The sequence below is a fragment of the Nitratireductor sp. B36 genome (genome assembly GCF_020833685.1).
Lineage (GTDB): Bacteria > Pseudomonadota > Alphaproteobacteria > Rhizobiales > Rhizobiaceae > Nitratireductor.
On the sequence record NZ_JACKZY010000001.1, the window covers coordinates 857,521 to 873,198 of the forward strand.

Genomic DNA, 15,678 nt, shown 5'->3' on the forward strand with positions numbered 1-15,678 from the left:
CAATATCACGCTCAGGCGGCAACGCCTTGCATGTTCTCCCGCATGATCTGGCGCAGGCTGTCGATCGGCTTGAGGCTACCCTTTTCTTCAAAATGCCAGAAGGTCCAGCCATTGCAGGCTTCCAGGCCCTGAACGCGGGCACCGATCCGGTGGATCGAACCGGCCTCGTCTCCAATGGCAATCGTACCGTCAGCCCGGACATTGGCCGTCCACCGGCGCTTGGAATCATGCAACCGTGTGCCCGGCTGCATGAGGCCTGCTTCCAGAAGGCTGCCGAAAGCGACGCGCGGCGCGGCGCGCTTTCCCTGCATCTGGGCGAGATCCATATCGTCCAGCGGCTCGATCGCGGCTATCCGGGCGCTTGCCGCCTTTATGTAGTCGTCCTGCCGTTCAATGCCGACAAAATGTCGACCAAGCCGCTTGGCGACTGCCCCGGTCGTGCCCGAACCGAAAAACGGATCAAGCACCACGTCGCCCGGTTTGGTTGAGGCCATCATCACCCGCGCAAGCAGCGCTTCCGGTTTCTGTGTGGGATGCAGCTTGCTACCATCCTCGTTCTTCAGCCGCTCCTTGCCCGTGCAAATCGGGAAAAGCCAGTCGGAGCGCATCTGCACGTCGTCGTTGGAGGCCTTCAGAGCTTCGTAATTGAAGGTGTAACCCTTCGAAGACTTGTCGCGCGAGGCCCAGATCATCGTCTCATGCGCGTTTTGGAACCGCCGCCCGCGAAAATTTGGCATCGGGTTCGTCTTGCGCCAGACAATGTCGTTGAGCAGCCAGTAACCCAGGTCCTGCATCACCGTGCCGACCCGAAAAATGTTGTGATAGGAGCCGATCACCCAGATCGTGCCGTTCGGTTTCAAGACGCGACGCGCTGCCAGCATCCATGCCCGGGTGAAGGCGTCATAGGCAGCGAAACTGTCGAACTGGTCCCAGTCATCGTCAACCGCATCGACGCGCGACTGGTCAGGACGGTGAAGATCCCCGCCAAGCTGCAGATTGTAGGGTGGATCGGCAAAGATCACATCGACCGATTTTTCCGGAAGACGGTCAAGTGCGGCGACACAGTCCCCCTTGATGATCGTATCGAGCCATTCGGCTTTTTTCGGTTCGGGTGCAAGCTCATCGATACGACGCACGGCGGACATGGACTGACCTCTAACTCGGACTGTTTACCTGCCGTTATGGTTACGGAAGATGGTAAATATTCCGTAAGGGCGCAGCGGATTTGCGGCTCATGCGAAGCTGTGCAATCTTCCCTTACGTCAAGTTTCATCCACGGAGATCCGGCATGATCCGCACCCGCTTGTTGAGCGTTCTCGCAGCCTTGCTCTTTGCCCTTCCTGCAATGGCCGCGGGCAAGACAATCATCGTCCTGGACGGTTCCGGCTCCATGTGGGGGCAGATTGACGGGACGACAAAGATCGAGATCGCGCGTGACACGCTGCGCAAGGTCATGGGCACGCTGCCGCAGGATACCGAGCTTGGCCTCGTGGCCTACGGGCACCGGGAAAAAGGTTCCTGTTCCGACATCGAGATCGCCATTTCGCCCGCAACAGGCACGGCGGGCGCTGTCGCTGATTTCGCCGACAATCTGAACCCGAAAGGAAAAACACCCCTCACGGATGCTGTCCGAAAGGCAGCAGAGGAACTGCGCATCGAAGAAAATCCGGCCACCGTGATCCTTGTCACTGATGGCCTGGAGACCTGTAACGCGGATCCCTGCGCTCTTGGCCGGGAGCTGGAAGCCGCGGGCGTTGACTTTACAGCCCATGTCGTCGGCTTTGGCCTGTCGGAGGAAGAGGGTCAGCAAGTGGCCTGCCTGGCAGAAAACACCGGTGGCCTTTATCTCAAGGCCGATGATGCCGGGCAACTTGCCGAAGCGCTCGAAACCACAGTCGCGAAGGCACCTGATCCAAAGCCCGAGCCAAAGCCGCAACCGGCTGCTGTCGAGTTCAATGTGCGCGGAATCGCCCGGCTTTCGCCGGATGGCCCGGACATGACCGACAATTCGGAAGTGCGCTGGGACTTCATTCCGCTCGGCGAGAATGGCCAACCGGCGGATCGCAGCGCCGCAGGCGGCTATCGCGGCGTGTTCGCGGCCAACGTTCCTCCCGGTGCCTATCGCGCAAAAGCGAGGCTTGGCCGCATCAATTTCGAGACCGATGTGGAACTGACCGCCGATAAGACGACAGATGTCATTGCCGTGCTTGATGCCGGCCTCGTGGAAATTACTCCCAAACGCACTCCGGAGGACACCCAGGCCGACCAGAGTGCGCGTGTCGATGTGCATTTCGACGACACCAAGGATGGCGGCTACGGCAAGACCCGTGTTTGGGCCAGGGCTGGCTCCATCAAGGTCACCGGGCGGATCGGCAAGGCCACGGTCGAGGAGAACCACGAACTTGCAGCCGGCGAAACGCTCACTCTCGATCTGATCATTGGTTCGGGACTTGTCGTGCCCTTTGCTGTCTACACGGAAGGAGGTCCGGATGTCGAAGGCAGCGAAATCCGCTTCGAAGTCCAGGATGCCAAGGCCAACATCAATGGCGAACGCAAAACTCTGGAAGGCCAATATGGACCAGGCAAGCAGGGTATGGACGTTCCACCCGGCGATTACATGCTTTATGCACGGCTTGGAAAGGCCGAGGCTATGACGCCCATCAGCGTCAAGGCCGGCGAACGCACCGAAGCGACCGTCAACATCAACGCCGGCGTCCTGGCCGTCTCTGCTCCCGGCGCATACAGAATCGATTTTCTGGAAGGTAAGAAGGACCTTCAGGGCAATCAGAAGAACCTGAGCGGCGAGTATAACGTGGAAGCTCAGGAGACCTTGCACCCGGGCGAATACGAGGTGCGCGTACGCTATGAAGGTGACAGGGCCGAAGAGAGCCGGAAGGCGACCGTGACTGCAGGCGAGCGTACGGAGGTTGTCATCGAATAAGAGCCTCAGGCATGGTGTGCACGGAGTTGTCTTGGGGCGGCATAACGGCTATGCCCCCTCCTCGCATCCTTCAGCCCCCACATCAGAACAGGTCTTGCCATGCCAGCTCCCGAACTTGTCATCTTCGATTGCGATGGCGTTCTTGTTGATTCGGAAATCATTGCTTCGCGCGTCGAGGCCAAGGTGCTGACTGACGCAGGGTTCGCGATCACACCGGAAGAGTTGGCAAGCCGCTATGCCGGCCTCACCTTCAAGGACATTCTTCTCTCCATCGAGGAAAATGCTGACGCGCCCCTCCAGGCCACGCTGATCGATCGCGCCGAGAGCGAAGTCGACAAGAAAGTGCGAAAGGAAGTGAAAGCTCTGGACGGTGTGCATGACGCGGTCGCTGCTGTCACCGTGCCGAAATGCGTCTGTTCGAATTCTAGCCATGAACGGGTGGAGGCGATGCTGTCCCGCACACGGCTCCTGCCCTTTTTCAAGGATCACATCTATTCTTCTCTGGAAACGCCCACCGGTCGGCCCAAGCCTGCGCCGGACGTTTTCCTTTATGCCGCCGAGAAGATGAATGCCTCCCCGGGACGCTGTTTCGTCATTGAAGATTCGGTGCATGGTATTGCCGGCGCGAGAGCTGCCGGCATGCGCGTCATCGGGTTCACCGGCGGTTCACACATTCAGCCCGGGCATGCAGACCTCCTGATGGAGGCTGGAGCAGAGACGGTCATTCATCGTCATCAGGATCTCAGCGGTGTTCTCGAAGCCTTGTCGGAGTGGAGCGAGAACGCCTGATATTCCATCGGTCACGGCGATTCAGGAACCCGTTATAAACGTCTGATTTTCTTTAAGAATCAGCGAATAGGCGCACCCGTTTCCTATTCAACCTCGATGCCGGAGGCACCGTTCCGACCACTAGGCCCCTGCAGAAGTGGCTAGCGTCCGCCGCTTGGCCCCTCGTCAAATCCGACCATCAACCGAATGCTTCGATCAGGCGCGCCTGAAATCATCACATTCGGATCGTTGAAGATGAACTGGGTGGCTCCCGCGGTGTCACTGATCGCCACCTGGTGCTGAAACAACTTGGAATAGACCACCTCACCACCGCGAACAGCCGCTATGCGGATGGGCATCGTAATCGTTCCGGTGCTTCCTTTCGGACCTGGCACGACACGCCCTGCCACAGCTACGGTCATTGTGAAAGAGCCCGTGCCATAGGTGCATTTGCGTGTGACATCGCTGATGGATGCCTGGTAGATAACGCTTTCCGGCTGGTCCTGCCCACCCTTCGCATAGGTGGTAAAATATGCCGTTCCCTCACGCAGCGAGACCGGGGGACAATAGGCGCGCAGTTCGCTCTCGCGGATCACGTTCTCGTCCTGCTGTTGAACATTCCCATTCTGAAGGTCGAGACCGCTTGTGGCGCTGTCGGACTGACAGCCCGAGACAAACGCGGTGGCAGAAAGCAGGATGGAACTGATGAAAAGACGATAATTGACCAAGTGACATGCCCCGTGGATCTGCGCGCCCTTCAAGCATTCGGTGAAACCCATGCGAAAAGGCTGCGGAGAGATGACAGATTTTTCCGGCAATTTCCAGAAAACCCGTCATCGACGATCAATTTCCATGCGGTTTGAGTGGAAAACCGGTTCCCACCCGTCCAGATCATGCTCTATACCAGACGCGCAGCCGGAATGCGACGGGCTCGTGCGCGCACCGGTGCTCTCTCCTCGCACTTCATGAGGCAACACGAAGAATGGCGACAGATTATATCAGCACGCGTGGCGATGCGCCGGCGCTTGGATTTTCCGATGCGATGCTGGCGGGGCTTGCCCGCGATGGCGGTCTATACGTTCCCCGGGAATGGCCTCGCTTCTCGATCGATGACATTCGTGCCATGCGCGGTCTGAGCTATAGCGAGATCGCCTTTCAGGTTTTGTCCCCCTTTGTGGGCGATGAGATCGGTGCTGCGACCTTGCGCCGCATCATCGAGGAGAGCTACGCGACCTTCCGCCACCCGGCCGTCTGCCCGCTTGTTCAGACTGGACCTAACGAGTTCATCCTGGAACTCTTTCATGGTCCCACCCTCGCCTTCAAGGACGTCGCGATGCAGCTTTTGGCACGGCTGATGGACCACGTCCTCGCCGAGCGCGGCGAGCGTGTCACCATTGTCGGCGCGACTTCGGGCGATACAGGCGGCGCGGCGATCGAAGCATTTGCCGGCACGGAGCGTGCCGATGTCTTTATCCTTTTCCCCGAGGGGCGTGTCTCCCCGGTCCAGCAACGACAGATGACCACCTCGGGCGCAGCCAACGTGCATGCGCTTGCCGTTAAAGGCAATTTCGATGACTGTCAGGGCCTCCTGAAGGACATGTTCAACGATCACGCGTTCCGCGACAGTGTTGCCTTGTCCGGTGTGAATTCGATCAATTGGGCGCGCGTCATGACGCAGATCGTCTACTATTTCACCGCCGGTCTCTCGCTCGGCGCCCCCGACAGGCCAGCATCCTTCACCGTGCCCACCGGCAATTTTGGTGATATTTTTGCTGGCTATGCAGCCAGAGAAATGGGCCTGCCCATCGACCGGCTTGTGATCGCCACCAATGACAATGACATTCTCGCCCGCACGCTGGAGAGTGGCGAATATGCGACCCGCGAGGTCGTTGCGACCACCTCGCCATCCATGGATATTCAGGTCTCTTCCAATTTCGAGCGCCTGCTTTATTTCGCATCCGGCAGGAATTCGGATGAAATCCGGCGCTATATGCAGATGCTGAAGCAGTCAGGCAGCTTCACTGTGGAACCGAAGACGTTGGACGCCATTCGGGAAGGGTTTTCTGCCGGCCGTTCAGATATGGCGGAGACCGCTGCGACAATCGGTTTGGTTCGTCGGGAGAGTGGCTATCTGCTCGATCCGCACACCGCCACCGGCGTGAAAGTTGCCCGTGATATGCCGGCATCCGCATCGCCCATGGTGGTTCTGTCGACGGCCCATCCGGCGAAGTTTCCGGCCGCAGTCAAAGATGCGAGCGACGTCGAGCCAGCCCTGCCTGAATGGCTCGGTGATCTGATGAATCGGAAAGAGTCCTTTACAGTCCTTCCCTCAGATTTAAGAATGCTGCAGGATCACATTAGCCGCCATGCGAGAGCGGCGCGTTGAGTTTGTTCAAGGAGTGAGAAGCATATGGGTGTTGAGGTAAGCCGTCTGTCGAACGGCCTGACGGTCGCAACCGAAACCCTGCCTCATCTGGAAACCGTTGCGCTGGGCATCTGGGTCAAATCCGGTTCGCGCAATGAGCACGAGAATGAGCACGGTATTGCGCATCTCCTGGAACACATGGCGTTCAAGGGGACCAGCAAACGCACCGCACGCCAGATCGCAACCGATATCGAAGACGTCGGCGGGGAGATAAATGCCGCGACAAGTGTTGAGACAACGGCCTTTTACGCCCGGGTCCTCAGTGCTGATATGCCGTTGGCGGTCGAGCTTCTGTCCGACATTCTGACCGATTCAAAATTCGACCCCCACGAGCTTGAACGCGAGCAGCATGTGATCCTCCAGGAGATCGGCGCCGCGCACGACATTCCCGACGACATTGTGTTTGACCGGTTTACCGAAACCGCGTTTCGCCACCAGTCGCTCGGCCGCTCCGTGCTGGGTACGCCGGAAACGGTTCAGTCGTTCACATCGGAGCAATTGCGCGGCTTTCTGGAACGCCAATATTCAGCAGACCGTATGGTGATTGTCGCTGCCGGTGGGCTCAAGCACGACGACTTCGTGCGTGAGGTGGAGAATCGTCTGGGAACGTTCCGCAGCAAAGCCGAAGGCAAGACTCCTCCCTATGCGCATTATGTTGGCGGCGATTTCCGCGAACACCGCGACCTGATGGATGCGCAGATCATTCTCGGCTTCGAAGGACGCGCTTATCATGTGCGCGACTTCTACGCGTCCCAGGTGCTTTCCACCATCCTCGGCGGAGGCATGTCCTCCAGACTGTTCCAGGAGGTGCGTGAAAAGCACGGCCTGTGCTACTCGGTCTATGCTTTCCACTGGGGTTTTTCAGATACCGGCATTTTCGGCGTGCATGCAGCAACCGGAAAGAACGACATTGAAGAGCTGGTGCCGCTGCTGGTTGGAGAACTGCAAAAAGCCGGCCAGTCCATCGGGCAGGACGAGCTGGACCGGGCGCGGGCGCAATATCGCGCCGGCCTTATGATGGCGCGGGAAAACCCGGCAAGCCGTGCCTCTCAGATCGCGCGTCAGCTCCTCCTCTATGGTCGGCCCATCGATGTTGACGAGCTGATGGATCGTCTGTCGAACCTGACAGTCGATCGACTGACCGATCTTTCGCAACGCCTTTTCACCACCAAGCCCACGCTTGCGGCAATCGGTCCGGTCGGCAGCCTTGCGCCCTTCGAATCCATCCAGGATGCACTGGCCGATCAGGGGCCGATGCCGCGCAAGCTCGCCGTGTAGGATCGTCGCGGACATATGCTGGACGTGCCCTTCTTCCGCCGCCCGCCTCCGGCGCTCAAGGGCGAAACCGTGTTCCTAAGAACACCGGGCATGGGCGATCATGCGGAGTGGGCGGCCCTGCGCGATGAGAGCCGCGGATTTCTCGTTCCTTGGGAACCCACCTGGGCTCCCGATGAATTGTCCAAACGTGCGTTCCGCCACCGTTTGAAGCGCTATCGTACAGAATACGACAACGGCACTGGCATCAGTTTTCTGGTCTTTGATGCCTCCACCGAAGCATTGGCTGGCGGAATCACACTCTCCAACATCAGGCGCGGCGTCGCCCAGAGCGCCAGTATAGGCTACTGGATGGGGGAGCGTTATGCGGGCCGCGGTATGATGTTGGCGGCCCTGCAATTGCTCATTCCCTATGCTTTCGACGGCTTGCGGTTGCACCGTTTGGAAGCCGCCTGTATTCCAGACAATAAACGTTCTGTCGGTTTACTTGAAAAAGCCGGATTTCAGCGCGAAGGGCTGCTCAGATCCTATCTCAGGATCAATGGTTCTTGGCGTGATCATTATCTCTATGCGCTGATCGCCGAGGAGCATCACGTGCCTGTACTAGAACCACGAGGCTGATTTCCTTGTTCCCCGCATTGCAGCGTTCCTTCATCTCCGCATTCATAGTGGCCTTCTTCGCGGCTGTTGCAGCCCTTGTAGCAGTGGCCGGCCCGGCACACGCGATCGAGCCTATCAAGATTGCCCGCGACGATGTTGCGCTGGACCTGTCGGGGGCGGTCGAGATCTACCGTGGTCAGGGAGATGCATTTCAGGTGTCGACCGCGCCCGATGTCGATGGCATCGTCCGGCGTATCGAGGTGGAGGCGCAGGATGAGCGCTCCACGGGGGACTGGGCGGTGTTTGCCCTTGCCAACACCACAGACCAGCAGCTTGACCGGCTCATCGTCGCACCTCATTTCCGGCTGGTGGGTTCGGGGCTGATCTGGCCCGACCTTGGCTCCCAACGCATCGCAGCCATCACGCCGAGTTCGGGTTTCACGCTCGACCGGCAGGAAAGCCCGGATGCGGACGAATTTCACGTCACCCTCAATCCCGGCTCCGTTGTGACTTTTGTTGCCGAGCTTTCCTCGCCCAACCTGCCGCAGGTCTATCTGTGGGATCCTGGCGCCTACAAGGACACGGTCAATGCCTACACGCTGTTCCGCGGTATCGTGATTGGCATTGCAGGGCTGCTCGCCCTCTTCCTCACCATCCTTTTCGTGGTCAAGGGAACATCCATGTTCCCGGCGACCGCGGCGCTTGCGTGGGCGGTGCTTGCCTATATCTCCATCGATTTCGGTTTCTTGAGCAAGGTGATCGAGATCACGCCGGGCAATGAGCAGATATGGCGCGCGGGCACCGAGGTCGGCCTGGCCGCCACACTCGTCGTGTTCCTCTTTGCCTATCTCAATCTCAACCGCTGGCACGATCATTTCAGCTATGGCGTGCTCGCCTGGATCCTGGGTCTCGGCATCATCGCCGGCTTCGCCATTATCGACCCCGCCGTGGCTGCCGGCATCGCGCGCATTTCCTTCGCCGCCACGGCCGTGGTCGGGCTCGGTATCATCATCTACCTCAGCCTCCAGGGCTATGATCGCGCCATCATGCTGGTGCCCAGCTGGGTTATGATCATTGCCTGGATGGTCGGATCGTGGATGGCGATCACCGGGTTTCTCGACAATGACATCGTTCAGCCGGCCATCGGCGGCGGACTCATCCTGATCATCCTCCTGATCGGGTTCACCGTCATGCAGCATGCCTTCGCGGGCGGCGCCCTGTTCCAGGGCCTGTTCAGCGATATGGAACGTCAGGCGCTTGCGATCTCCGGTTCCGGCGACGTGGTCTGGGACTGGGACGTTTCGCGAGATCGCATCATCACGCGACCCGACGTGAGCCGCCAGCTCGGCCTGCCTTCGGGAAGCCTGAACGGTCCGGCGCGCGACTGGCTCTCAACGCTTCACACCGAAGACCGCGACACGTTTCGCACGACCCTGGACGTGGTGCTCGAGCAGAGGCGAGGACGTATTTCTCAGAGCTTCCGGCTGCGCGGCGCCGACGGCCACTATCACTGGTTCGACCTGCGCGCGCGCCCCGTGATCGGCTCCGACGGGCAGGTTATCCGTTGCGTGGGCACGATGGTCGACGTCACGGAGCAGAAGAAGGCCGAGGAACGCCTCCTGCACGACGCCGTCCATGACAATCTCACCGGGTTGCCGAGCCGCGAGCTGTTCCTCAACCGGCTCGATGCAATCATCTCCATTGCCCGCACGGAACAGCATGTTCGCCCCACTGTCTTCGTGATCGACATCGACCGGTTCAAGCAGGTCAATGAGGAATTGGGTATCTCGGTCGGCGATACGATCCTGCTCACCATCGCTCGCAGGCTGCACCGGCTTTTGAAACCGCGCGATTCGCTTTGCCGATTGTCCGGGGACCAGTTCGCCATGATCTTGCTTTCCGAGCAGGAGCCAGCGCGCATCGCGGCCGTGGCGGATTCGGTCAAGCAGGCAATCCGCACTCCTGTAACATTCGCACGCCGAGAGATTGTTCTGACCTCTTCCATCGGTCTCATTTCCTGGACCACCACGCAGGAATCGGCAGAGGAAATGCTCAAGGACGCCGAGCTTGCCATGTATCAGGCCAAGCGCTTCGGCGGGGATCGGATCGAGCCATTCCGGCCTGCATTCCGCTCCATCGACAACAACCGCCTGCGGATGGAGTCGGACCTGCGCCGTGCAATCGAACGCTCGGAGCTCAAACTCGTCTACCAGCCAATCGTTCGCCTGGAAGATCAGGCCATCGCCGGCTTTGAAGCGCTTCTGCGTTGGGATCACCCGCGGCGCGGTGCCATCCCGCCGTCAGATTTCATCCCCATAGCTGAGAGTTCTGGGCTCATCGTTCAGCTTGGCCTCTTTGCCATGCAACAAGCCGCCGAAGACCTTTATCGCTGGCAGAAACAGTTTGCGGATACGCCGCTCTTCATGTCGGTCAATCTTTCAAGCCGCCAGCTCATACGTCGCGATCTCGTCGGGGATGTGCGCTCCGTCATTGCCCGATCAGGCGTGTCGCCGGAAAGCTTCCGGCTCGAGCTCACGGAATCGGTGGTCATGGACAATCCTGAACAATCCGCCCATGTGCTGCAAAAGCTGAGGCATATCGGCATCGGTCTCTCTCTGGACGACTTCGGTACAGGCTATTCTTCGTTGTCCTATCTCTCGAGCTTTCCGTTTGACACGATCAAGATCGACCGCCGCTTCCTCGAAGATCACAGCGCGCGTGGCATCGTGCTGGTCCGTTCCATGGTCAAGATGGCCAAGGAACTCGAACTCTCCGTGGTGGCAGAAGGTGTCGTCGACCAGCAGGATGCGCAACAGCTGGCCGAAATGGGGTGCGACTTTGCCCAGAGCTTCGTCTTTGGTGAACCGGAAGAAGCCGAAACCACCGCAAGACTTCTGTTCGAACATACGACTGCAGCGAAGTCCTGAAGCCGAATACACGTTCGGCCTGGGTGCGTATGCCGCACAGTTTTCAGGCGTGGAGAGCTATCAGGCGTGGCCGGCGATCTGGCTGAGATTCGCCACATCGATACCGATTGAGGCAAGGACGCCATCATATTTCTGGTCGATCTCACCCTCGAAGAGGAGTTCCGGCGTCGCCGGACAGGTCAGCCAACCGTTCTCGCCGATTTCCATCTCGAGCTGCCCCGCGCCCCACCCTGCATAGCCAAGCGCCATCATGGCATGACGCGGCCCCTGTCCGAGCGATATGGCTCGGAGCATGTCGACAGTGGCCGTCAGGCAAATGCTGTCGGAAACCGGCATGGAGGATTCCACCACATAGTCGTCCGTATGGAGCACGAACCCCCTGCTCCGGTCCACGGGCCCACCGTTGCGCACCGGCATGTTCCGCGCTTCACGCGGCAGACGGATGGCCTCTTCCTCCTCCAATATCCCGAGCTGAACCAGAATATCCGGAAAGGCGAGTTGTTGCGGCTGGTTGATGATCAGCCCCATCGCGCCTTCTTCGCTGTGAGCGCACAAATAGATCACTGCGCGCGCAAACCGCTCGTCACGCATGCCAGGCATGGCGATCAGGAAATGGTTTTCCAGATATGGAAGTCCCGTCATTTCCTCACTGTGCTCTTCGTCTGTGGTGTTTCCACGGCTTTTCATGTCTCAGCCTAACCGGTTTTCCCATGGCTTGAAAGACGGATATCACGACGCTCCGGCGGGCCGCTCACGCATTTATGATGCTGCCGTGCGGAAGTGTGCCTTGCAGGTGGAACAGCCCGATTGCAATCTCTCACCATGATTCGAGCTGCCTCCCTGACCCTTATGCTCCTGATGAGCACGCAGGCACACGCTGCCTCCAGCCAATGGCAGGAAAGCGAAGGCGGTTCGGTTCGCCTCGTCACCGTCGGGCTTCCGGATGGTGACGGGCGCTTGCGCGGCGCGCTGGAGATTGATCTCAAGCCTGGTTGGAAGACCTATTGGCGCAACCCCGGCTCTGCCGGCATTCCACCGCAGATCGATATCTCACGCAGCGCGCATATCAGCGCCGCCGAACTGCAATACCCGGCTCCGGAACGTATCCATGATGGCGAAACCCAATGGGCCGGTTACACGCAGTCCGTGGCTCTCCCGGTGACCTTCACACTCGATCAGGCGAACGCTGTCACGCTGATCGATGTGGATGTGTTTCTGGGGATATGCGAGACGATTTGTATTCCTTTTCAGGCGTCTTTCACTTTCGATCCAGCCGCAGACGCCGACAACATCAGCGATGCACTTACGGTTCGACGCGCCTTCGCCTCGCTTCCATCACCCGCCGACGCGGCGTTCGGGATCGTTTCTGCTGAACGGACAGGCGACGCTGTTCTTCTGACGGGCAATGTCCCCCCGTCAACGTCGGACCCTACCCTCTTTCTCGATCACGAACGCGCGCATCTGCTTGCTACACCGAAGCTCGAAAGCCGGGACGGCGACACGGTCAGCTTTGTTGTTGAAATATTGGGCGATGATATCGGGAAACTTGAAAGCACTCCGCTTATATATACGCTGACAGCCGGTGGAGAGGCTGTCTCGGGGGACATTCAAATCCCTTGAATCACTTTCATACCCATTTGTTTTTTCCAGGAGCCTCTGATGAAAATTACCGTCGGTGACCGCATTCCCGATGCGTCCTTCAAGAAAGTCAGCGCCGAAGGCGCAAACGAAGTGGCAGCGCCCGATTTTTTTGCAGGTCGCAAAGTGGTTATGTTTGGAGTGCCGGGAGCCTTCACCCCGACCTGCAGCAACAGCCATCTACCGGGTTTCGTAGAGAATGGTGATGCGATCCGTGCGCGCGGCGCAGACGACATTGCGGTCGTTTCCGTGAACGACGCTTTTGTGATGAAGGCCTGGGCAGGCTTTACCGGCGCAGAAGACAAGATCACCTTTATCGCCGATGGCAATGGTGACTTCACCCGCGCGCTCGGGCTTGATGCGGACCTCTCCGTCGCCGGCCTCGGACACCGGTCGAAACGCTATTCGATGATCGTGGACGACGGTGTCATTCGTGCAATCAACGTCGAGGAAAATCCGGGTCAGGCTGAAACGAGCGGCGCCGCCCGCATCCTCGAGCAACTTCAGGGCTGAGACACGCGCCTTCCCTGCACATCGCGATCCGATGTGTTGCCATCCTCGGGATCACCCCGGGGATGTTTGTCATCCCGGCTCGGGGTAACGCCGCGGCACATCGGTTTTCACCTTGGTACCGCGCGTTACCGCCGCTTTTTCTTGAAAGGCTCCATGCCCGCACGCGCCAATGCGTCGGCCCGCTCGTTTTCGGGATGACCAGCATGGCCTTTGACCCAGTGCCAGTTGATCTTGTGGCGCTTTCGGGCCTCATCCAACGCCTGCCAGAGTTCGGCATTTTTCACCGGCTTCTTGGCAGCCGTTTTCCAGCCATTGCGTTTCCAGCCCTCGATCCAGCCGGAAATCCCATCGCGGACATAGACGCTGTCGGTGTAGAGATCCACGTCGCAAGGCCGTTTCAGCGCGTTGAGCGCTTCGATGGCGGCCTTCAATTCCATCCGGTTGTTTGTGGTTTCGGCCTCTCCGCCAGAGAGCTCCTTCTCCACGCCGTTGTGGCGCAGCAGCGCGCCCCAGCCACCGGGGCCCGGATTGCCCGAACAGGCTCCGTCAGTAAAGATTTCCACGCTTGTCACTTTATGCCGATCCCGTATTCAGATGCCGATCCGATCTGCCGATGAAAACGCAGACGTCGCACATACTCCATGGGATCGCGCTTGTTCACCAGCGCTCCGTCGGCAATGGTCAGCCAGTCATAGAGCCGGGTCAGCATGAAGCGCAGCGCCGAACCTCGCGCCAGTAGCGGCAACGCCTCGATCTCCTCCGCTTCCAGAGGACGAACCGACTGATAGCCCTCCAGCAACGCCGTGCCCTTGGTCAGATTATAGGAACCGTCTTTCTCGAAACACCAGGCATTGAGGCCGGTGGCAATGTCATACGCCAGGAGATCGTTGCAGGCGAAATAGAAATCGATGATCCCCGATACCTTGTCACCGAGGAAGAAGACATTGTCAGGGAAGAGGTCGGCATGAATAACGCCGGTCGGCAGATCCGAAGGCCAGCCGTCGCTCAGCGCCGCCAGATCAGCCTCGACTTCCGCCTCCAGTCCCGCTTCCACCTCGTTCGCCCGCGGCTTTGCCTTCTCCCAGAGCGGCCGCCAGTCGCCAAGGGTCAGCGCATTCGCTCGCGTCAGCGCAAAATCGCGGGCAGCCAGATGCATGCTCGCCATGGCCCTGCCCACCTCGCGACAATGACGGGGCGCTGGCTTTCTCAGCCACATACCTTCCAGAAACGTGATCAGTGCAGCCGGACGCTCGGCGATTTCGCTTACCATGGCTCCATCCAGGCGCCGCACAGGAAGCGGACAGTTCACGCCATGCTGCGCAAGGTGCTCCATCAACCCCAGAAAGAACGGCAGGTCGGAGCGTTCCACACGCTGTTCATAGAGGGTCAGGATGTAGGCTGCCGTGGACGTGTGAAGCAGGTAGTTGGAATTTTCCGTGCCCTCGGCGATGCCCTTGTAGGACCTCAGGTCACCTACATCATACTCCTTGAGGAACGCGGCCAGCTCGACCTCGGAAATATCCGTATAGACTGCCATGCTTATGCGTTGCCGTTCACAAAGGCCATGTCGGCGCTGGTCAGTTCGACGTCACGGATCGCGCGCATGACGGGGAAATTTTCGGTTTCCTCGGCGGTGATCGCGAGCTCCACCGTCACATCGAATCGCTCGCGGAATGCGTCGATGATTTCATTGACGATGATTTCGGGCGCCGAGGCGCCGGCCGAAAGTCCGAGGACGCGAATGCCGTCCACCTCGTCCCAGGGGATTTCAGAAGCGCGCTGAACAAGCAGGGATCGCTTCGCCCCTGCCCGCTCCGCAACCTCCACCAGACGGCGCGAGTTCGATGAGTTGGGTGCGCCGACCACGAGAAACAGATCCGAGCCGGGTGCCGCCTTCTTCACGGCCTCCTGCCGGTTGGTGGTGGCGTAGCAGATGGATTCGGCTGCCGGTGCATGCAGGTCCGGAAAACGGTCTTCCAGCGCCTTGAGAATGTCTGCCGTGTCCTCCACCGAGAGCGTGGTCTGGCTGACAAAGCCCAGTTCCGCGCCATCTGGCCGTACAAGCGCGTTGGCGCCTTCCACCGTCTCCACCAGGGTCACCGTGCCCTCGGGCAATTGCCCCATCGTGCCGATCACTTCTGGATGTCCCGCATGGCCGATCAGCAGCACGTGACGGCCGAGCCTGTGGTGACGCATGGCCTGTTTGTGGACCTTGGAAACCAGCGGGCAGGTCGCATCCAGATAGAAGAGGTTGCGGTTCTGCGCATCCGCCGGCACCGATTTCGGCACACCATGGGCGGAAAAGACAACCGGGCAATCGCGATGATCTTCCGGAATCTCGCTCAGTTCCTCGATGAAGACGGCGCCGCGCTCCTGCAACCCCTCAACAACATAACGATTGTGAACAATCTCGTGGCGCACATAGACGGGCGCGCCGTATTTTTTCAGCGCCAGCACAACGATCTGAATGGCGCGGTCAACGCCCGCACAGAAACCGCGAGGCCCGCAAAGCCGTACCGTCAGCTTCTGTCTTGTCATGTCGGCAGCCTTCATCTCTTGTCCCCTTGCTGATGCCGGAATTGGGGGTGTGG

At 59.4% G+C, this 15,678-nt stretch carries 14 protein-coding genes; 8 read left to right on the plus strand and 6 right to left on the minus strand.

What is annotated here, in order from left to right; all coding sequences use genetic code 11:
- Positions 1 to 11: 11 nt before the first annotated feature.
- Positions 12 to 1,145: a site-specific DNA-methyltransferase gene (locus tag H7H48_RS04285; protein ID WP_229447552.1), complete on the minus strand. Its 1,134-nt coding sequence runs from the start codon at positions 1,143 to 1,145 to the stop codon at positions 12 to 14.
- A gap of 143 nt (positions 1,146 to 1,288) precedes the next feature.
- On the opposite strand from H7H48_RS04285, the gene H7H48_RS04290 reads away from it, so the two are divergent.
- Both H7H48_RS04290 and H7H48_RS04295 read left to right on the plus strand, forming a co-directional pair.
- Entirely contained in the window at positions 1,289 to 2,941 is a 1,653-nt protein-coding gene (locus H7H48_RS04290; RefSeq protein ID WP_229447553.1) for a VWA domain-containing protein, read from the plus strand.
- Positions 2,942 to 3,040: 99 nt separating this feature from the next.
- Entirely contained in the window at positions 3,041 to 3,730 is a 690-nt protein-coding gene (locus H7H48_RS04295; RefSeq protein WP_229447554.1) for an HAD family phosphatase, read from the plus strand.
- Positions 3,731 to 3,870: 140 nt separating this feature from the next.
- On the opposite strand, the gene H7H48_RS04300 is transcribed toward H7H48_RS04295, so the two are convergent.
- Entirely contained in the window at positions 3,871 to 4,437 is a 567-nt protein-coding gene (locus tag H7H48_RS04300; protein ID WP_229447555.1) for a hypothetical protein, read from the minus strand.
- A 254-nt stretch (positions 4,438 to 4,691) separates the two neighbouring features.
- On the opposite strand from H7H48_RS04300, the gene thrC reads away from it, so the two are divergent.
- The 4 genes from thrC to H7H48_RS04320 are packed head-to-tail and all read left to right on the plus strand — an operon-like array spanning position 4,692 to position 10,936.
- Positions 4,692 to 6,095, plus strand: coding sequence for a threonine synthase (gene thrC / locus H7H48_RS04305; protein ID WP_229447556.1), 1,404 nt, complete (start codon positions 4,692 to 4,694; stop codon positions 6,093 to 6,095).
- A 24-nt stretch (positions 6,096 to 6,119) separates the two neighbouring features.
- The gene (locus tag H7H48_RS04310) at positions 6,120 to 7,412 is read left to right on the plus strand and encodes a pitrilysin family protein (RefSeq protein WP_229447557.1); all 1,293 of its coding nucleotides are present in this window, start codon (positions 6,120 to 6,122) and stop codon (positions 7,410 to 7,412) included.
- Positions 7,413 to 7,427: 15 nt separating this feature from the next.
- A complete protein-coding gene (locus H7H48_RS04315) occupies positions 7,428 to 8,030 on the plus strand; it encodes a GNAT family N-acetyltransferase (RefSeq protein WP_229447558.1) in 603 nt (200 codons plus the stop codon).
- A 47-nt stretch (positions 8,031 to 8,077) separates the two neighbouring features.
- On the plus strand, positions 8,078 to 10,936 hold the full coding sequence (locus tag H7H48_RS04320) for a sensor domain-containing phosphodiesterase (protein WP_229448099.1): 2,859 nt from the start codon (positions 8,078 to 8,080) through the stop codon (positions 10,934 to 10,936).
- Positions 10,937 to 10,996: 60 nt separating this feature from the next.
- Here the strand turns inward: H7H48_RS04320 and H7H48_RS04325 are convergent, their stop codons facing one another.
- Positions 10,997 to 11,623 carry a YqgE/AlgH family protein gene (locus H7H48_RS04325; protein ID WP_370633305.1) on the minus strand — a complete coding sequence of 209 codons (627 nt, stop codon included), beginning with the start codon at positions 11,621 to 11,623 and terminating at the stop codon, positions 10,997 to 10,999.
- A 135-nt stretch (positions 11,624 to 11,758) separates the two neighbouring features.
- Between H7H48_RS04325 and H7H48_RS04330 the strand changes: the two genes are divergently transcribed.
- Both H7H48_RS04330 and H7H48_RS04335 read left to right on the plus strand, forming a co-directional pair.
- Positions 11,759 to 12,556 (plus strand): protein-disulfide reductase DsbD domain-containing protein, encoded by a 798-nt coding sequence (locus H7H48_RS04330; protein WP_229447560.1) that lies wholly within the window; start codon positions 11,759 to 11,761, stop codon positions 12,554 to 12,556.
- A gap of 39 nt (positions 12,557 to 12,595) precedes the next feature.
- Positions 12,596 to 13,087, plus strand: a complete 492-nt coding sequence (locus H7H48_RS04335; protein WP_229447561.1) for a peroxiredoxin — start codon at positions 12,596 to 12,598, stop codon at positions 13,085 to 13,087.
- 125 nt (positions 13,088 to 13,212) lie between these two features.
- Here the strand turns inward: H7H48_RS04335 and rnhA are convergent, their stop codons facing one another.
- Genes rnhA through ispH form a run of 3 tightly spaced genes read right to left on the minus strand, consistent with a single transcriptional unit; the run spans position 13,213 to position 15,640 of the window.
- Positions 13,213 to 13,659 carry a ribonuclease HI gene (rnhA, locus tag H7H48_RS04340; protein ID WP_229447562.1) on the minus strand — a complete coding sequence of 149 codons (447 nt, stop codon included), beginning with the start codon at positions 13,657 to 13,659 and terminating at the stop codon, positions 13,213 to 13,215.
- On the minus strand, positions 13,656 to 14,624 hold the full coding sequence (locus H7H48_RS04345; RefSeq protein ID WP_229447563.1) for a homoserine kinase: 969 nt from the start codon (positions 14,622 to 14,624) through the stop codon (positions 13,656 to 13,658). The genes rnhA and H7H48_RS04345 overlap by 4 nt, the downstream gene beginning before the upstream one ends.
- A 2-nt stretch (positions 14,625 to 14,626) precedes the next feature.
- A complete protein-coding gene (gene ispH, locus H7H48_RS04350; protein WP_229447564.1) occupies positions 14,627 to 15,640 on the minus strand; it encodes a 4-hydroxy-3-methylbut-2-enyl diphosphate reductase in 1,014 nt (337 codons plus the stop codon).
- Between the last annotated feature and the right edge of the window lie 38 nt (positions 15,641 to 15,678).